The 18,734-nt window shown below is 62.1% G+C and carries 12 protein-coding genes; 4 read left to right on the plus strand and 8 right to left on the minus strand.

Annotation, left to right across the window (positions count from 1 at the left end; translation table 11 throughout):
• Positions 1–24 precede the first annotated feature (24 nt).
• From AC4PS6_RS15280 to glnE, 8 genes are all read right to left on the minus strand, one after another.
• Positions 25–1,476 (minus strand): lipopolysaccharide kinase InaA family protein, encoded by a 1,452-nt coding sequence (locus tag AC4PS6_RS15280; protein WP_020301648.1) that lies wholly within the window; start codon positions 1,474–1,476, stop codon positions 25–27.
• On the minus strand, positions 1,476–2,228 hold the full coding sequence (locus AC4PS6_RS15285) for a lipopolysaccharide kinase InaA family protein (protein WP_020301649.1): 753 nt from the start codon (positions 2,226–2,228) through the stop codon (positions 1,476–1,478). The genes AC4PS6_RS15280 and AC4PS6_RS15285 overlap by 1 nt, the downstream gene beginning before the upstream one ends.
• A complete protein-coding gene (locus tag AC4PS6_RS15290; protein WP_003187993.1) occupies positions 2,225–2,959 on the minus strand; it encodes a lipopolysaccharide kinase InaA family protein in 735 nt (244 codons plus the stop codon). Before AC4PS6_RS15290 ends, AC4PS6_RS15285 begins: the two co-directional genes overlap by 4 nt.
• Positions 2,959–3,765, minus strand: coding sequence for a lipopolysaccharide core heptose(I) kinase RfaP (gene rfaP, locus AC4PS6_RS15295; protein ID WP_014716628.1), 807 nt, complete (start codon positions 3,763–3,765; stop codon positions 2,959–2,961). Before rfaP ends, AC4PS6_RS15290 begins: the two co-directional genes overlap by 1 nt.
• Positions 3,762–4,886 carry a glycosyltransferase family 4 protein gene (locus AC4PS6_RS15300; RefSeq protein WP_014716627.1) on the minus strand — a complete coding sequence of 375 codons (1,125 nt, stop codon included), beginning with the start codon at positions 4,884–4,886 and terminating at the stop codon, positions 3,762–3,764. The genes rfaP and AC4PS6_RS15300 overlap by 4 nt, the downstream gene beginning before the upstream one ends.
• A complete protein-coding gene (waaC, locus tag AC4PS6_RS15305; protein ID WP_014716626.1) occupies positions 4,886–5,947 on the minus strand; it encodes a lipopolysaccharide heptosyltransferase I in 1,062 nt (353 codons plus the stop codon). The genes AC4PS6_RS15300 and waaC overlap by 1 nt, the downstream gene beginning before the upstream one ends.
• Position 5,948: 1 nt before the next feature.
• Entirely contained in the window at positions 5,949–6,983 is a 1,035-nt protein-coding gene (gene waaF, locus AC4PS6_RS15310) for a lipopolysaccharide heptosyltransferase II (protein WP_019818313.1), read from the minus strand.
• Between the two features lie 221 nt (positions 6,984–7,204).
• Positions 7,205–10,144, minus strand: a complete 2,940-nt coding sequence (gene glnE, locus AC4PS6_RS15315) for a bifunctional [glutamate--ammonia ligase]-adenylyl-L-tyrosine phosphorylase/[glutamate--ammonia-ligase] adenylyltransferase (protein WP_032904065.1) — start codon at positions 10,142–10,144, stop codon at positions 7,205–7,207.
• Between the two features lie 383 nt (positions 10,145–10,527).
• On the opposite strand from glnE, the gene aceE reads away from it, so the two are divergent.
• The 4 genes from aceE (at position 10,528) to msrA (ending at position 18,661) form a co-directional block, all read left to right on the plus strand.
• Positions 10,528–13,173: a pyruvate dehydrogenase (acetyl-transferring), homodimeric type gene (aceE, locus tag AC4PS6_RS15320; protein ID WP_014716623.1), complete on the plus strand. Its 2,646-nt coding sequence runs from the start codon at positions 10,528–10,530 to the stop codon at positions 13,171–13,173.
• An 11-nt stretch (positions 13,174–13,184) separates the two neighbouring features.
• Complete coding sequence (gene aceF, locus AC4PS6_RS15325) at positions 13,185–14,831, plus strand: dihydrolipoyllysine-residue acetyltransferase (protein ID WP_014716622.1); 1,647 nt, start codon at positions 13,185–13,187, stop codon at positions 14,829–14,831.
• A 416-nt stretch (positions 14,832–15,247) separates the two neighbouring features.
• Positions 15,248–17,941 (plus strand): putative bifunctional diguanylate cyclase/phosphodiesterase, encoded by a 2,694-nt coding sequence (locus tag AC4PS6_RS15330; RefSeq protein WP_020301653.1) that lies wholly within the window; start codon positions 15,248–15,250, stop codon positions 17,939–17,941.
• Between the two features lie 72 nt (positions 17,942–18,013).
• Positions 18,014–18,661: a peptide-methionine (S)-S-oxide reductase MsrA gene (gene msrA, locus AC4PS6_RS15335; protein ID WP_014716620.1), complete on the plus strand. Its 648-nt coding sequence runs from the start codon at positions 18,014–18,016 to the stop codon at positions 18,659–18,661.
• Positions 18,662–18,734: the final 73 nt, after the last annotated feature.

Here is an 18,734-nt window from a genome sequence, read left to right on the forward strand (position 1 = left end):
GGAGCGGGCTTGCCCGCGATAGATTTAACTGCCGACACCCGCCTCTTTGGGCAAGCGCTGGTCAATCACCTGGTACAGCGCACTGCCCTGCGGCCAGTTACGCATAAATCGCGCACGGTCTTTGGCATACGCAGGGGCGAAGCTGGACAGCGAACCGTGCTGGCACATCGCATCCAGGTCAATCATCGCCCAGCGCCCGTCGCTCCAGAACAGGTTATGGCCCTTGAAATCCCCATGGCTGATGCGCTCGCGGATCAGCTCGGCAAACAACTGGTCCAGCGCCTGCAATTCGCTCTCGGGCGCATCGCCGCTTTCAACATACGGCGCAAAGCGCTCGATGATGTCTGGCCCAGGCAGGTATTCGGTGACCAGGTAGGCACGGCTGCGCAACCACAGGAACCGTTTCTCCAGCACCGCCAGCGGCTTGGGCGTGGCGAAGCCCAGGAAGGCCAGGCGGTTGCCTTCGCGCCAGGAGTGCCAGGCGCGGCTCGGGCGCCAGAAGCGCTTGAGCCAATGGGCAAAGCCCTTGATGTTGTAGCGTTTGATAACCAGCGGCCGGCCAGCCACGTCGACCTTGGCCACGCTCGCCGCGCCACCGGTCTTGTACAGGTGACCCTGGTCGAGCAACGCATCGGCCTGCTCCAGCACCGGCACCATGGTGGCTTCTTCTTCGCGGCGGATCGCACGCAAGCCAAAAGCGCCGCGCACCACGCTGAACAGCGTGCATTCGCGGCCGGTCTTGTCCAGGTAGTCTCTCAAACGCCAGGCGCTGACTTTACGCACCTGCTTTTCCAAGGCTTGCATTGGCAAGGCGTGTTCGCCGTTGGCCAGCAAGTAATACACCAGCAACTCTTCGGTAAAGGGCTCGAGGTTCTTGGGCAGTTGGGCGAAGAACACACCGAGGTTCTCCAGCACTCGATTGCGCGACAACGGCTTGCCCGCCTCTTCGACACGAATACCGGCGCCATCGATCAAATACAGCTTGCCATCCTTGCGCAGCAGGTTGTCCAGGTGCAGGTCTTCTTGCCACAGGCCCTTGGCATGCATCTGGGCAATCGCGCCCAGCGCTTCGGCGAGCACAGCGGTTTGTTCGTCCGCCAACGGCGGCAGGTTTTCGACGGCGAGCCAAGCGTCGGACAGGCTTTGGGCCCCCTCGATAAATTCAAACAGCAGCCAACCGCCCTCGCCGTCCTGCAAGCCATCGGCCAGCAGCAACGGCGTGGTCAGGCCCTGCTCAGCCAACAGGCGCACCCCCGTAAGCTCACGCTGAAAATGCCGCGCCGCCTTGTTGCCCACCAACAACTTGGCCAACACCGGGCGACCCCGCCACACGGCGGCGCCCACATAGCGCTGCCCCGGCAACACCCGCAAAAGGCTCAGCAATTGCAATTGCCCAGGGCCGGCGGCATCCGCCAGGTCGAGGGTCAGTGGCAGGCCGGGGGTACGCCCAGCCGATTTCAGCTCGGATAAACGCATCAGCGGTTCTCCTTGTGGCTGCGGCGCGCGGTCAGGCGCTGGTGCCAAGTGGACACCAGGGCACCGTCCTCGGGCTGCTCAAGGTACGCCGCCAGCAATTGGCGCACCTGCGCGTCCGACCATTGCGGCGCGCGGCGCAGCAGCGGTTCCAGGTCCTTGACCCGGTCACGCCAGCCAAACAGCAGCGGGCGGGTTTTCTCCAGGTCGATCAACTGCGCGGCATAACCCTCACCGGCAGGCTGCAGGAAAATATGCTTGGGGTAAAAACAGCCATGCACTTGCCCGACGCTGTGCAGATGACGCGCCAGCTTGCCGCACGCCAACAGGATCGCACTGTGCTGGGCTGCGCTCAATTGCGACCACTGCTCCAGCAACGAGTCCAGGTCATTCCAGCCATCCAGCGCACGGGTGAGCAGCATCGCCCGGCGCTCGCCCTTGACCTTGCGTTCACCGAAGAACGCCGCTTGCAGGGCCGGTATACCGAGCTTTCGATACAGGCTGATGTTGCGAAACTCGCGGGCAAAACTCGGCTCGCCGAACGGGCGGTGCAAGGTGCGCGTGAGGTAGTTGCTCTGGCGCTTGAGGTAGTAACCCTGCCCCTCAAGCTCCAGGCGATACACACTGCTCCAACCGTCGCCGCTGGTGTTCGGCTCGTCCACTGCATCCAGTTGCTTGGCCCACAGCGCGTCGAAGGTCGCCAGGCCGTTGCGCTCAAGCAGAGCGCGGTCTTCGGCCGCCAGGAAGTCACTCATTCGCGTCCCTCGAAAAACTTCACCACATGGCGAATTCGCTGTTTGTCCGACGCGGTCAGGTGCGCGCGCTGACGATATTGCAGGTAGAAGCGCAGGCGCTGGGTGGCCGACAAGTGATACTTGGCGACTTTGTCCAGGCAGGCCAGGTCTTTGGTGATGCGGTACTTGAGCCAGAAACCGCGCCAGAAATCACCGTTGGGGCAGTCGATCAGGTACAGGGTGCGTTGGTCGTCCACCAGCAGATTGCGCCACTTCAAGTCGTTATGGGTGAAGCGGTGATCGTGCATGGTGCGCGTGTATTCGGCGAGCTGGCGGCTGATGCCATCGACCCACCTGGGGTCTTTGAGGCGCTCATCGTGACGCTCGGCCAGCACCGACAGATCTTCGGTCTTGGGCAGTTCGCGGGTGATCATGGCGCCACGGTTATAGGCCAGGCCCTTACGGTCCAGGCCCCAGGCCACCACGTCGGCGGTAGGGATGCCCCACTTGGCGAAGCGCTTGAGGTTCTGCCATTCGGACTTCACCCGCGGCCTGCCCAGGTAACGACGCAGGCCCTTGCCGGCACCTACGTAGCGCTTGACGTAATAATTGACCCCGCCACGCTCCACCCGGATCACTTCCGACAACGGGTCGCGGGTCAGCCGCTCGCCTTGCAGGGCGAACACCGCGTCCAGGCTTCCAAAGTCATCCGCCAGGGCGGCGTAGGCAGGTTCCAGATTCCAACCCGCCATCAGATCGCATCCCCATATCGCTGTTTACGCGCATACAGCTTTGCTGCCATGCGTTCCAGCGCAGACAACAGCGCGGTTTGCTCTGCCAGGATCTGGCGCAGCGGCTGCTGGAAGTAGGCCTTGAGAAAACGCAGCTTGTCGCGCTGGGTCAAGCCGATCTCCAACGCGGAGTAATACAGGCCGGCCAGGTCTTTGTTGCGCCAACGCACGGGGATCGTCGCACGTACCTGGGCACGGTGCAGGTCGATCACCGACAGCTTGAGGTTGTCGACGCTGATAGGCCGGTCGGTGTGCAGCAGGAAATGGCACAGGTAGCAGTCACGGTGGTTGACGCCGCCGCGGTGCATCGCGCCCACGGTACGCGCCAGCTCAAGGGTCAAGGCATGCTTGATGGCCGGCACGGGCGGTTGCTTGACCCAGTCCAGAGTCAGGTCTTCCAGGCTGATGATGGGGGTCAGTTCCTGGGTGATGATGAACGAATGCTGGTCGGCCGGGTTGCTGCCTTTTTCACCGAACGCCACGGCGGTCATGGTCGGTACGCCAAGCGCCTGCAAGCGCTGGATCGCCACCCACTCCTGGCCCGCGCCCAACACCGGTAATTTGGCGGTGACCAGGTTCTTGAGGATTTCGCCCCAGCCGATCCCACGGTGGATCTTCACAAAATAAGGCTGGCCCTCGACCACCGTACGCAACGTACGGCGAGCGGCCAGCTCGCGGAACACCTGGCCTTCCAGCTTCTCGACCTCGGCGAACGCATCGCGTCCGGCCCAGAGGGTCTTGAAGGGTTCGGCTAGAATCAACTTCATCGGTTTGGCTCCGCCAGAATCAGGTCCGCAGCGTACTGCGGCATGCTAAAGAGGTCGGCCGTCTCGGCGAAGGCCAGACCATTGCGACTCCAGGTCGCACGCGCTTGTGGGTCGTCGAGCATATCGACCAGATACTGGTTGAGCTGGGTTTGCTCGAACGGCTCGTCCAACACCCGGCCGCTCTGGGCCTTGTCGATGTAGAACGCATAGCCGCACACCTGGCTCACCAGTACAGGGAGGCCGGCGACCACCGCTTCGACCAGCACCATGCCGGCCGCCTCGTTGTACGCAGGGTGAATCAACAGGTCCGCCCCCAGCAGGAAACGCGGAATATCATTGCGGCCCTTGAAGAACTGCACCTGGTCGCCCAGGCCCAGCGCCGCGCTCTGCAATTGGAATACTTTGGGGTCGTCCTGGCCGATTACAAATAGCCGGGTGCGTTTCTTCAGCCGCGAAGGCAGAGCGGCCAGCGCCTTGAGGCTGCGGTCGACGCCCTTGGTCTTGAACCCCGAACCGATCTGCACCAACAGCAGATCATCCTCGGCCAAGCCAAATTCAGCGCGGAACTCGGCGCGGATTTCGGCGGCGTTCGGCGGGGCGCGGCGGTCGCGGGCAATACCCGGTGGCAACAGGTGAAAACGCTCGGCCTGGGTGCCGTAATACTGGGTAAACAGCTGCTGCTGATGCTCAGACAACACCATGATCTGCGTCTTGGCGTTTTTATCGAACACGGCGCGCTCGTATTCGGCAAAGTGCTTGTAGCGCCCGAACCAGCGATACATCGGGTTGCGCAGGGTCTGGGCCTTGTCCTCGAACACACCGTCGGCGGCAAAGTACAGATCCAGCCCCGGCATCTTGTTGAAGCCCACCACGCGGTCCACTGGGCGCTTGGCCAGGTCGGCCTGGATCCAGGCGTAGAGCTTTTCGTTGCGACGGTGGTTGACCAAGGCCTTGACCGGCGCCACCAGCACTTCAAAGCCTGGCGGGATATCACCTTCCCAGATCAGGGTGTACACCCGAATGCTGTGGCCGCGCTGCTGGCATTCCAGGGCGATGCGCATGAAGTCGCGCTGCAGGCCACCGAAAGGGAAGTACTTGTACAGAACAAAAGCCAGTTGCATCAGTGCTGCTCCTCGGCCAGTAACAACGTGCTCAGCCGGCTTGCAACACGCTCAGGGTTCAAGCGCGTGAAGCACAGGGGCGACTCGCGGGCGATGTCGAACCGCCGCAGGTCGTCGGCAGTGGGTTGATAAGTGCACTGTTTTTGCAGGCAAGGCGCACACGGCCAGTCGCTGGCCAAGTGAATCTGGCCTTTGCCGTAGGCACCGGTAAGGCCTGGGTTGGTGGGGCCAAACAGGGAAATGGTCGGCACGTCCAATGCCGCCGCCAAGTGGCCAAGGCCGGTGTCGACGGCCACGCAGGCACGGGCGCTCGCCAAGACACGGGCAACGCCCGCCAGGTTGAGCTTGGGCAACACTTCGGTGTTGGGCAGGCCGAGGGCCAGGCGTTCGGCCCGCGCCTTTTCGGCGGCGTTGCCCCACGGCAGCTTTACGTCCACGCCCAGGCGGCCCATGCGTTCGGCCAGCTCGCGCCAATAGGCTTCGGGCCAGTGCTTGGTGTCCCAAGTGGTGCCATGCAACAGCAATACGAACGGTTTTTTCGGCGGCAGGCCGAGCAGCTTTTCAACGCTCAGGCCGTAGTCGCCCAGGCGTTGGGGCAGGTCGTAGCCCAGGGCCACGGCAAACAGCTGGCGCAAGCGCTCCACCGCATGCTGCCCACGGGCCACGGCCAGGCGCCGGGAATAAAAGCGCGCAGCCAGGGGTTCACGCGCAGAGTCTTTGTCGAAGCCAGCGATGGGCGCCCGCACATAGCGCGTCAGCCAGGCGCTTTTGAGCAAGCCCTGGGCGTCGATCACCAGGTCATATTTGGTCGACTGCACCGCCTGCTTGAAGCGCCGCCATTCACCGCTCTTGACGGTTTGCCAGAGGTTCTTGCGCCAGCGGCGAATCGCCACCGGAATCACCTTGTCGACCGCCGGGTGCCAGGTGGGGATTTCGGCAAAGCCTTCTTCCACCACCCAGTCGAACCGAATGCCGGGAATCGCCCGCGCTGCGTCGGTGAGGGCCGGCAAGGCATGGATCACGTCGCCCAGGGATGAGGTCTTGATTACCAGAACCCGCAACTCAATGAACCTCGACCACGTCGCCCTGCAAACGCTGCAGGGCATCGGTTACCGGCTGGGGCAGCAACTGGCGCAGGCAGTTGTAGTGGCCGAAGCGGCAAGTACGGTCAAAGCACGGGCTGCAATCCAGGCCCAGGCGCACCACTTCGACCTTGTCGGCTAACGGCGGAGTGAAGCCTGGGGATGTGGAGCCGTACACGGCCACCAGCGGACGGTTCAGCGCCGCCGCCACATGCATCAGGCCGGAGTCGTTGGACACCACCGAATCGGCGCACGACAACAGGTCGATGGCCTCGGCCAGGGACGTGTCGCCACTGAGGTTCACCGCCTCTTCACGCAGGCCGGGGATCAAGCGCTGACGAATGTCTTCACCCACCGAATGATCGTTCTTGGAGCCGAACAACCACACCTGCCAGCCTTCGCGGATCTTGGTTTCGGCGACTTTGGCGTAATGCTCCGACGGCCAACGCTTGGACTCGCCAAATTCGGCGCCCGGGCACAAGGCCAATACGGGCCGATCCAGGGTCAGGCCGAACTTGGCCAGCGCCGCGTCGCGGGTCACCGGGTCGATCTGCAAGCTGGGGCGCGGGTACGGCTTGGGCAGTTCAGTGCCCGGCTCGTAGGCCAAAGCCATAAAGCGTTCGATCATCAACGGGTAACGGGCTTTATCCAGGGTGCGCACGTCGTTGAGCAGCACATAGCGAAACTCGCCGCGCCAGCCGGTGCGCTTGGGGATACCGGCAAAGTACGGCACCAGCGCCGACTTCAGCGAGTTAGGCAGCAGGATCGCCTGGTCGTACTGGCCCGCCATGGACTTGCCGATACGTCGGCGGGTCGCCAACTCAAGGGCGCCGTGGCCGAGCGGGAAGCTCAAGGCCTTACGCACCTCTGGCATGCGCTCGAGGATCGGCCGGCTCCACTCAGGGGCGAGCACGTCGATCTGGCAGTCTGGATAGCGCAGGCGCAGGCACTGAAACAGTGTCTGTGCCATCACCATGTCACCGACCCAACTGGGCCCAACGATCAGAATATTCATGTAGTTTCCACAAACGATGCGGGGAGGCCTATGCCTCCCCGCCTCGATAATAACTGTAGATCGCGGTGCGCCAGGGAGCATCTTTATGTGGGAGCTGGCTTGCCTGCGATCGCATCACCTCGGTATCCCTGATAAACCGAGGCGCCTGCATCGCGGGCAAGCCCGGCTCCCACATTAATCCGCATCCCATATAAAAATTGGCGTCGCCAATCAGTCGAGTTTCAATTTAAGCCCAGCGCCTGCCAGATTCGCATCACCTGTCGCCGCTCGTCGGCGAACTGGTCCCCGGCTACCGTACCGGCCTCGTTCTGCAAAGCCTGGCGGTGCGCGGCTGAGCGATAAGCCTTGTACACTTCACGCAGCAAATGGGCATCGGCGGCGGGCATCAGCCCGACCTGCTCCAGGCCCTCCAGAATGCGGATATTGTCGGTGTAGCGCAGCAACGATGGATGTTGCGCAGACCACGCCAAAGCCGCGTATTGCACCATAAATTCAATATCGACGATACCTCCGGCGTCCTGCTTGAGGTCGAACAGCGCCGTGGCCTCGAAGGCATTGGCGCCCCTGCCGGCAGTCGTGGCCTTGGTGCCCAGGTTGTCACGCATCTTGGCACGCATCTCGCTGACCTCCTGGCGCAGCTTCTCCAAGTCCCGCTCACGCCCCAACACGTTAGCCCGTACCTGCTCGAACGCCTGGCCCACATCCTGGCTGCCCACCAGTACCCGCGCACGAATCAGGGCCTGATGTTCCCAGGTCCAGGCTTCATTTTGTTGATAGCGATCAAACGCCCCCAGGGAACTCACCAACAAGCCGGATGCGCCGGAAGGTCGCAGGCGCATGTCCACTTCATACAGCTGGCCAGAGTTGGTCTGGGTGGTCAGCAGGTGAATGATGCGCTGGCCCAGGCGTGTAAAGAATTGTGCGCCATCGATCGGCTTGGCACCGTCCGTCTCGGCCTGGGGGTCGCCGTCATGGATAAACACCAAGTCCAGGTCCGAACCATGCCCCAGTTCGATGCCGCCGACTTTCCCATAACCGACAATGATGAACCCAGGATCGCACAGGGTGCCGTCCAGGCGCTGCGGCGAACCGTGGCGGGCGACCGTCTGGCGCCAGGCCAGGGCCAGCACTTGTTCAAGAATGGCTTCGGCCAGCCAGGTGAGGTAGTCGCTGACTTTCATCAACGGCAGGCTGCCGGCGATTTCGGAAGCGGCCACCCGCAGGCGGTGCGCCAGTTTGAAATGGCGCAAGGCCTCCATCTGCTGCTCAAGGTCATCTTCGGGAATGCGCGTGAGGCGCTCGCGCAACTCAGCGGCCAGTTCCGGCGCCAGCGGCGGCTTGAACAAGCGGCCTTCGTTGAGCAATTCATCCAGCAACAGCGGGAAACGGGTGATCTGTTCGGCGATCCACGGGCTGGCTGCGCACAATGTCAGCAGGCGACGCAGGGCGTCGGGGTTCTCGGTCAGCAACACCAGGTAGGCCGAACGCCGGGCCACGGCTTCCACCAGCGGCAACACGCGCTCCAGCACCAGGTCTGGGTTGGCATGTTCAACGGCCTGGGCCAGCAGGCGTGGGATGAACGCATCCAGGCGCTCACGCCCCAGGCGCTGCATGGCGCGCAACTGCGGGCTGGCGCGCAGGCTGGCCAAGGCCTTGAGGGCCTTGGGGGCATCGGCGAAACCGCCTTCACTCAGTTGGCGGCACGCGGCATCGTCATCCTGGGATTCCTCCCACAGTGGCAACCATTCACCGCCGACCACCAATTCGCTTTCTTCGCCCTCTTCTTCATCAGGGTCGGCAATCACTTGGCGAAAGTGCCAGTCCACACGGCCACGCCAGTACATCAGGCGCTCATGGAACGCGGCCCAGTCACTAAAGCCCAGCATAAAGGCAATGCGTGCCTGGTCTTCGGGGCCGTCCGGCAGCATTTGCGTCTGGCGGTCGGCAATCGCCTGGATCGCATGTTCGGTGTAGCGCAGGAACTCGTAACCGCTGCGCAGCTCGCTGATCACCGCCGCGGGCAAATAACCCTGGCCTTCCAGCGTGCCCAGCACGTTCAACAGCGGGCGTTGCTGCAGGCTGAGGTCGCGGCCGCCATGGATCAGCTGGAATGCCTGGGCGATAAATTCCACCTCACGAATGCCGCCCGCGCCCAGCTTGATATTGTCGGCCATGCCCTTGCGCCGCACTTCCTGCTGGATCAGTTGCTTCATGGTGCGCAGCGCTTCGATGGCCGAGAAGTCCAGATAACGGCGATAGACAAACGGGCGCAGCATGTCGAGCAGTTGCGCGCCAGCCGCCTGGTCGCCGGCCACCACCCGCGCCTTGATCATGGCGTAGCGCTCCCAGTCCCGGCCCTGGTCCTGGTAGTACTGCTCCAGCGCGTTGAAGCTGAGCACCAGGGCGCCGGCCGAACCGTAGGGACGCAGGCGCATGTCGACGCGGAAGACAAAACCGTCGACGGTCATCGGGTCCAGGGCCTTGATCAGTTTTTGACCCAGGCGAATAAAGAATTCCTGATTATCCAGGGCGCGCTTCACGCCCACCGTCTCGCCGCCTTCGGGGTAGGCGAAGATCAGGTCGATATCCGACGACAGGTTCAGCTCCACCGCACCGAGCTTGCCCATGCCGAGGATGACCATGTGCTGCGCCTCGCCACTGCGTGCGCCGGTCGGCGTGCCGAACTGGGCGCAGTGGCGTTGGTACAGCCATTGATAGGACTGGTCGATGCAGGCGTCGGCCATGTCGGACAGATCGCGACAGGTTTGCACCAGGTCGGCCTGGCGTGTGAGGTCGCGCCAGATGATGCGCACCTGCTGGCGCGTGCGTTGGCGGCGTAGCGCACGGCCCAGTTCATCTTCTGTTTCGGCCTGTTGCACGGCACCGGCTATCTGGCTGCACAGCTCGCCGGGCGCAAAGCCGCGGTCCAGCTCGCCCCAGGCCACCAGCTCCAGCAACATCAAAGGGTCACGAACACTCTGTTCAATGACGAAATCACTGGCGGCGCACACGCGGGCGAAGTCGGCCCACCGTTGCGGCGTCCACGCAGAAAGGCCATGATCGTCATCCAGCGCGGCCACCGCGTCACGAAATGACTGTTCGGCCCGGTTGGCGTAAGGCAACAGAATGGCCGGCAGTTCGGCCAGCGTTGGAAGGCTCATGGTCTATCCTTGATCGGCGTGTAAATGGCGTGTAGTTGTGAAGGCAAGAGCCATGCTCGGTGAAGGACTGTCGAACAAAGGTTAGAAATAGCTGAAATTAAATTAATCTTGGCAGGCAACATCAAAGTTTCACCTTTTCTTGTTCGCAATAGACCAACAATAACGATTATGCTCACCAGCAAGACCGAGCCATACGCTCAGTCTTGTGTAGTTTTACTACTCGTATATACATTCGAAAGGCTGAAATGGCCGACGATTTGTAGTAAAACTACAGGACGCCGAAGCAACCTTCGGCCATCCAAGAATTTATGTCGTCTGCCCACAAGGCCAGTCGCAAACTTCAGGCAACCGATTCTGGTAGCCTTTCCGCCCTGGAGCAAGCCATGCAAGACCTCGATCCCGTCGAAACCCAGGAATGGCTGGACGCCCTGGAATCGGTTCTCGACAAAGAAGGCGAAGACCGTGCTCACTACCTGATGACCCGTATGGGCGAACTCGCGACCCGCAGCGGCTCGCAACTGCCTTACGCCATCACTACGCCATACCGCAACACCATCCCCGTTACCCACGAAGCACGCATGCCTGGCGACCTGTTCATGGAACGCCGCATTCGCTCGCTGGTACGTTGGAACGCCATGGCGATGGTAATGCGCACGAACTTGAAAGATTCGGACCTGGGCGGTCACATCTCCAGCTTCGCTTCCAGCGCAACCCTGTATGACATCGGCTTCAACTACTTCTTCCAGGCCCCGACCGACGAACACGGCGGCGACCTGATCTACTTCCAGGGCCACACCTCGCCAGGCGTCTACGCCCGTGCGTTCATGGAAGGTCGCATCAGCGAAGAACAAATGAACAACTTCCGCCAGGAAGTCGACGGTCAGGGCCTGTCGTCCTACCCGCACCCTTGGCTGATGCCTGATTTCTGGCAATTCCCGACCGTTTCCATGGGTCTGGGCCCGATCCAGGCAATCTACCAGGCACGCTTCATGAAGTACCTGGAAGCCCGTGGCTTCATCCCCGAAGGCAAGCAGAAAGTCTGGTGCTTCCTCGGCGACGGCGAGTGCGACGAGCCGGAATCCCTGGGTGCCATTTCCCTGGCCGGCCGCGAGAAGCTCGACAACCTGATCTTCGTCATCAACTGCAACCTGCAGCGCCTCGACGGCCCGGTTCGCGGCAATGGCAAGATCATCCAGGAACTCGAAGGCGTGTTCCGCGGTGCTCAGTGGAACGTGACCAAAGTCATCTGGGGCCGCTTCTGGGACCCACTGCTGGCCAAGGACGTCGACGGTATCCTGCAGCGTCGCATGGACGAAGTCATCGACGGCGAGTACCAGAACTACAAAGCCAAAGACGGCGCGTTCGTTCGCGAGCACTTCTTCAACACGCCTGAACTCAAGGCGATGGTTGCCGACCTGTCCGACGACGAGATCTGGAAGCTCAACCGTGGCGGCCACGACCCGTACAAGGTCTACGCGGCGTACCACGAAGCGGTCAACCACAAAGAACAACCCACCGTCATCCTGGCCAAGACCATCAAGGGTTATGGCACTGGTGCCGGCGAAGCGAAGAACACCGCGCACAACACCAAGAAAGTCGATGTCGACAGCCTGAAGTTGTTCCGCGACCGCTTCGACATCCCGGTCAAGGACGAAGAGCTGGAGAACCTGCCGTTCTTCAAGCCGGAGCCAAACAGCGCCGAAGCCCGCTACCTGAGCGAGCGCCGCACTGCACTGGGCGGTTTCGTGCCACAGCGCCGCGCCAACAGCTTCAGCGTACCGACGCCAGACCTGAGCACCCTCAAGGCTATCCTTGACGGCTCGGGCGACCGTGAAATCTCCACCACCATGGCCTTCGTGCGTATCCTCGCGCAATTGGTCAAGGACAAGGACATCGGCCCGCGCATCGTCCCGATCATCCCGGACGAAGCCCGTACCTTCGGTATGGAAGGCATGTTCCGTCAGTTGGGCATCTACTCCTCCGTCGGCCAGCTCTACGAGCCAGTCGATAAAGACCAGGTGATGTTCTACAAGGAAGACAAGAAGGGCCAGATCCTCGAAGAAGGCATCAACGAAGCGGGCGCCATGAGCTCCTTCATCGCTGCCGGTACTTCGTACTCCAGCCACAACCAGCCAATGCTGCCGTTCTACATCTTCTACTCGATGTTCGGCTTCCAGCGTATCGGCGACCTGGCCTGGGCAGCAGGCGACAGCCGTACCCGTGGCTTCCTGATCGGCGGTACCGCCGGCCGCACCACGCTGAACGGCGAAGGCCTGCAACACGAAGACGGTCACAGCCACATCCTGGCTGCCACCATCCCGAACTGCCGCACCTTTGATCCAACCTACGGCTATGAGCTGGCGGTGATCATCCAGGACGGCATGAAGAAGATGACCGAAGAGCAGCAGGACGTTTTCTACTACATCACCGTGATGAACGAGTCCTACCAGCAGCCAGCCATGCCGGCCGGTGTGGAAGAAGGCATCATCAAGGGCATGTACCTGCTCGAAGAAGACACCAAGGAAGCGGCGCACCACGTACAGCTGATGGGCTCCGGCACCATCCTGCGTGAAGTGCGTGAAGCGGCGAAGATCCTGCGCGACGAGTTCAACGTCGGTGCCGACGTATGGAGCGTCACCAGCTTCAACGAACTGCGCCGCGACGGCCTGGCCGTGGAGCGCAGCAACCGTCTGCACCCTGGCCAGAAGCCAGCCAAGAGCTACGTCGAAGAGTGCCTGGCCGGCCGTAAGGGTCCAGTCATTGCCTCTACCGACTACATGAAACTGTTTGCTGAACAAATTCGCCAGTGGGTCCCGTCCAAGGAATTCAAAGTCCTGGGCACCGATGGTTTCGGCCGCAGTGACAGCCGCAAGAAGCTGCGTCACTTCTTCGAAGTCGACCGTCACTTCGTGGTGTTGGCAGCCCTGGAAGCCTTGGCTGACCGTGGTGAGATCGAACCTAAGGTGGTGGCTGACGCTATCGTCAAGTTCGGGATCAACCCGGAAAAACGCAACCCACTGGACTGCTGAGGAGATTTTTTGTGAGCGAACTCATTCGCGTACCTGACATCGGCAGCGGTGAAGGTGAAGTAATCGAGCTGTTTGTGAAAGTCGGCGACACCGTCGAAGCCGACCAGAGCATCCTGACCCTGGAGTCGGACAAAGCGAGCATGGAAATCCCTGCTCCCAAGGCCGGCGTGGTCAAGAGCCTGAAAGTGAAGCTGGGCGACCGCCTGAAAGAAGGCGACGAACTGCTGGAACTGGAAATCGAAGGCGCTGCTGATGCAGCCCCTGCGGCCGCGGCTCCGGCCGCCGCTGCACCTGCACCTGCTGCTGAAAAGCCTGCCGCTGCCGAGGCTGCTCCAGCCCCGGCCGCCGCACCTGCCGCCGCGACCGTCCAGGACATTCACGTCCCGGACATCGGCTCGTCGGGCAAGGCCAAGATCATCGAGCTGCTGGTCAAGGTCGGCGACACCGTCGAGGCCGACCAGTCGCTGATCACCCTGGAGTCCGACAAGGCCTCCATGGAGATCCCATCGCCGGCTGCCGGCGTAGTGGAAAGCATCGCGGTCAAGCTGGAAGACGAAGTCGGCACCGGTGACTTCATCCTCAAGCTCAAAGTACAAGGTGCTGCGCCAGCCGCCGCACCAGCACCGGCTGCTGCTCCGGCGGCCAAGGCTGAAGCGGCACCTGCCGCTGCTGCCCCTGCGCCGGCCGCAAAAGCCGAAGCTGCGCCAGCCCCTGCGGCGGCTGCACCTGCGCCAAGCGGTGCCAAGGTTCACGCCGGCCCAGCCGTGCGTCAGTTGGCCCGTGAATTCGGCGTCGAGCTGAGCGCTGTTGCAGCCAGCGGCCCGCACGGCCGTGTGCTGAAGGAAGACGTGCAGGTTTACGTCAAAACCATGATGCAAAAAGCCAAGGAAGCTCCGGCTGCCGGCGGCGCTACCGGTGGTTCGGGCATTCCGCCGATCCGTACCGTGGACTTCAGCCGCTTCGGCGAAACCGAAGAAGTGCCGATGACCCGCCTGATGCAAATCGGCGCGGCAGGCCTGCATGCCAGCTGGTTGAACATCCCGCACGTGACCCAATTCGACCAGGCCGATATCACCGACCTGGAAGCGTTCCGCGTTGCGCAGAAAGCCGTGGCCGAGAAGGCCGGCGTGAAGCTGACCGTACTGCCACTGCTGCTCAAGGCCTGTGCACACCTGCTCAAGGAACTGCCGGACTTCAACAGCTCGCTGGCGCCAAGCGGCAAGGCGATCATTCGCAAGAAGTACGTGCACATCGGCTTTGCGGTCGACACCCCGGATGGCCTGCTGGTACCGGTCATCAAGAACGTCGACCAGAAGAGCCTGCTGCAGCTCGCTGGCGAAGCGGCTGCGCTGGCTGCCAAGGCCCGCGACAAGAAGCTCACCCCGGACGACATGCAGGGCGCCTGCTTCACCATCTCCAGCCTCGGCCACATTGGCGGTACTGGCTTCACGCCAATCGTCAACGCGCCGGAAGTGGCGATCCTGGGTGTGTCCAAGGCCACCATCCAGCCTGTGTGGGACGGTAAAGCGTTCCAACCCAAGCTGATGCTGCCACTGTCGCTGTCCTACGATCACCGCGTGATCAACGGCGCCGCGGCTGCGCGCTTCACCCAGCGCCTGAGCCAGTTGCTGAACGACATCCGCACCATCCTGCTGTAAGTCGCAGGGCCTTCCTGTTACCGGGAAGGCCCCTGCCACACCGATTTCCGAGCGCCACGCTCGTACCTCAACCCCGCCACTTGGCGGGGCTTTTTTTGCCTGTATTTTGTAGGAGCGAGCTTGCTGTGGCGAGGGAGCTTGCTCCCGCTGGAGTGCGAAGCGCTCCCAAGATTTTGGGGCCGCTGCGCAGCCCAGCGCAAGCAAGCTTGCTCGCCACACGCAAGCACCCTACCTGCGTCAACGCACCACCGATCACCCCAATTACAGAAATCCCTCGCGCGGCCGATAACAGGCTTATAGCACTTAGCCTTCATCCTCTCTTGTCACTGCGTCCTGCATGATGCAACCTTGCCGCAGTCGACAGTCAAGAGGGCGTGAGCCCAGCGCAGTGCGCATTTTCCCAAGCGAGTTTCCCCATGAAAAGCCAACCCGATGTCGCCCGTATGGCGGCCGAGGTAGTGACGCAATTACCGGTGCCTTCGCGCCTCGGTATGCTGCGTTTCGAGCGGCTTAATGAGGCAAGCTGGGCCCTGCTCTACCTCGATCCCAATTGCGAACGCCAGTTCGGCCTGCCGGCGGTTGAACTCTGCGCCTTGATCGGCACGCCCTACGCCAGCCTGATGGAACCCCAGGCGCGCTACCAGTTGCACGATGCGATCCAGCAACAACTGGCCCACAGCCCCCATTATCTGGTGCGCTATACCCTGCACACCCATGACGGCCCGCTGAGCGTGCTGGAAATGGGCGAGGCCTACAAACAACACAACCGCCACCTGGTGCGCGGCTACCTGATGGTGGTCGAGGGGCTGTTCAGCGAGAACAGCGCACCCGCCCCGACGGTCGACCTGGAAAACCAGAACAGCCGCCTGCAAATTGCCCTGGAGCTCAATCAGCGAGCACAGCAGGAACAGTTGCAGCATCTGGAGCGAGTGCGCGCCCAGCAGGAACTGATCCTGCTGCTGGCGCGCCAACGCTACACCACGCCAAACTCCCTGCAAGAAGCCGCTGAACTGATCACGCGCAGCGCCTGCGACATTTACCAGATCGACTGCGCCAGCATCTGGAACCTCGAAGGCCATCACTTGGTACCGATCTCCGCCTATCACCGCGCCGATCAACAACACCACCTGCCTGAAGCCATCGATGCCAGCGGCTTCCCGGATTACCTGGAAGCCCTGCACTCCAGCCGCGCCATCGACGCCACCCACGCCATGCGCGACCCACGCACCCGGGAAATGGCTGAAAGCCTGCGCGCCAAGGACATCCACGCGATGCTCGACGCCAGCATCCGTGTCGACGGCCAGGTGGTCGGCGTGCTGTGCCTGGAACAAGGTGGCAGCCCGCGCGCCTGGCAGTCCGATGAAATCGCGTTCGCCGGCGAGTTGGCAGACCAGTTCGCCCAGGTCATCAACAACCACAACCGCCGCACTGCCACCAGCGCCTTGCACCTGTTCCAGCGCGCGGTAGAGCAAAGCGCCAACGCGTTCTTGCTGGTCAATTGCGACGGCGTGGTGGAGTACGTCAACCCCAGCTTCACCGCGATCACCCAGTACAGCGCCGAAGAAGTCCACGGCCATCGCCTGGCCCAACTGCCAGCCCTGGAGAACCTCAGCGAATTGCTGTTCGACGCGCCCTCGGCCCTGGCCAAAAGCAACAGCTGGCAAGGCGAGTTCAAGAGCCGCCGCAAGAACCTGGAACCCTACTGGGGCCAGCTGTCGATTTCCAAAGTGTATGGCGACAACCGCGAGTTGACCCACTACATCGGCATCTACGAAGACATCACCCAGACCAAGCTGGCGCAGCAGCGCATCGAACGCCTGGCCTACACCGACAACCTGACCAACCTGGGCAATCGCCCCGCGTTCATTCGCAACCTCGACGAGCGCTTTGCCCGCGACAGCGACAGCCCGATCAGCCTGCTGTTGGTGGACATCGACAACTTCAAGCGCATCAACGACAGCCTCGGCCACCAGACCGGCGACAAGTTGCTGATCAGCCTGGCGCGCCGCCTGCGCAACAGCTTGAGCAGCGGCGGCAGCCTGGCGCGTTTTGCCAGCAACGAATTCGCGGTGCTGTTGGACGACGCCGACCTTGAGACCGGCCAGCAGGTGGCCAGCCAGTTGCTGACCACCCTCGACAAGCCGATGTTCGTCGACAACCAATTGATCAGCGTCACCGGCTCCGTGGGCCTGGCCTGTGCGCCGCTGCATGGTCGCGACCCACAGACCTTGATGCGCAACGCCGGCCTGGCCCTGCACAAGGCCAAGGCCAACGGTAAACACCAGGTGCAGGTGTTCACCGAAGCCCTGAATGCCGAGGCCAGCTACAAGCTGTTCGTGGAAAACAATCTGCGCCGTGCCCTGACCCAGAACGAGCTGGACGTGTTCTACCAGCCCAAGCTATGCCTGCGCAGCGGTCGCCTGCTGGGCATGGAAGCACTGTTGCGCTGGAACCACCCGGAAAAAGGCATGATCCGCCCCGACCAGTTCATCAGCGTGGCTGAAGAAACCGGGCTGATCATCCCCATCGGTAAATGGATCGCGCGCCAGGCCTGCCGCATGAGCCGCCAATTGACGGCCGCAGGCCTGGGCAACTTGCAGGTGGCCATCAACCTGTCGCCCAAGCAATTCTCCGACCCGGACCTGGTGGCCTCGATTGCCACCATCCTCAAGGAGGAACAGCTGCCGGCCAACCTGCTGGAACTGGAACTGACCGAAGGCTTGCTGCTGGAAGCCACCGAAGATACGCGCCTGCAACTGGACCAGCTCAAGAGCTTTGGCCTGACCCTGGCGATGGACGACTTCGGTACCGGTTACTCGTCGCTGAGCTACTTGAAAAAATTCCCCATCGACATCATTAAGATTGATCGCAGCTTTATCCATGAAATCCCGGACAACCAGGACGACATGGAAATCACCTCGGCGGTGATCGCCATGGCCCACAACCTCAAGCTCAAGGTCGTGGCCGAAGGCATCGAGACCGCTGAGCAGTTGGCGTTCCTGCGTCGGCACCGTTGCGACGTGGGCCAGGGCTATCTGTTCGACCGCCCGATCCCCGGTGCCGAGCTGATGCAGAGGCTTAAACGCTACCCGCGCGGGCCAATCGCCTGACAGCGCTGTAACACTCGGGCACACTGGCTGTCTGACAATTTACTGTTACTCAACCTGACGAGAGGACTGATCATGGTCTTGCGCTCGGAAATTCTGGTGAACAAAAACGTGCTGCCTACTCAAGAACAAGCGTTGCCTGGTCGTGAAACCCCGATGAAGTTGCCCGAGACGCACTTCGTCAACGGCAACCCACTGCTGGGCCCGTTCCTGGATGACGTCGGCTTTGCGATCTTCGGCCTGGGCTGCTTCTGGGGCGCGGAACGCAAGTTCTGGCAACGCGACGGCGTGGTCAGCACCGTGGTCGGCTACGCCGGCGGCTTCACGCCTAACCCGACTTACGAAGAAGTCTGCTCGGGCCTGACCGGCCACAGCGAAGTGGTGCTGGTGGTGTATGACCAGGCCAAGGTGAAATACGAAGACCTGTTGAAGATGTTCTGGGAACTGCACAACCCGACCCAGGGCATGCGCCAGGGCAACGACATCGGCAGCCAGTACCGCTCGGTGATCTACGCCACCACGCCGGAGCAATTGGCGGCGGCCAAAGCCAGTGCCGAGGCTTATCAGCAAGAGCTGAGCAAGGCCGGCCTGGGTGAGATCACCACGGAAATCGAAGAGGCCCCGACGGTGTACTTCGCCGAGGCGTATCACCAGCAGTACCTGGCGAAGAATCCCCAGGGTTACTGTGGGATCGGCGGCACAGGCGTGACGTGCCCGATCTGACCCTTGTGCCATGATCATTCCCACGCTCCGCGTGGGAATGCCGCCCTGGACGCTCCGCGTCCGCTTTTAACAT

The organism is Pseudomonas sp. DW-iso17 (assembly GCF_058725345.1).

Coding starts and splice junctions, on each gene's coding strand:
- waaF (WP_019818313.1), bottom strand. CDS start 6,983: ATGAATATTCTGATCGTTGGGCCCAGTTGGGTCGGTGACATGGTGATG.
- aceE (WP_014716623.1), top strand. CDS start 10,528: ATGCAAGACCTCGATCCCGTCGAAACCCAGGAATGGCTGGACGCCCTG.
- glnE (WP_032904065.1), bottom strand. CDS start 10,144: ATGAGCCTTCCAACGCTGGCCGAACTGCCGGCCATTCTGTTGCCTTAC.
- msrA (WP_014716620.1), top strand. CDS start 18,014: ATGGTCTTGCGCTCGGAAATTCTGGTGAACAAAAACGTGCTGCCTACT.
- AC4PS6_RS15285 (WP_020301649.1), bottom strand. CDS start 2,228: ATGAGTGACTTCCTGGCGGCCGAAGACCGCGCTCTGCTTGAGCGCAAC.
- rfaP (WP_014716628.1), bottom strand. CDS start 3,765: ATGAAGTTGATTCTAGCCGAACCCTTCAAGACCCTCTGGGCCGGACGC.
- AC4PS6_RS15330 (WP_020301653.1), top strand. CDS start 15,248: ATGAAAAGCCAACCCGATGTCGCCCGTATGGCGGCCGAGGTAGTGACG.
- AC4PS6_RS15290 (WP_003187993.1), bottom strand. CDS start 2,959: ATGGCGGGTTGGAATCTGGAACCTGCCTACGCCGCCCTGGCGGATGAC.
- AC4PS6_RS15280 (WP_020301648.1), bottom strand. CDS start 1,476: ATGCGTTTATCCGAGCTGAAATCGGCTGGGCGTACCCCCGGCCTGCCA.
- AC4PS6_RS15300 (WP_014716627.1), bottom strand. CDS start 4,886: ATGCAACTGGCTTTTGTTCTGTACAAGTACTTCCCTTTCGGTGGCCTG.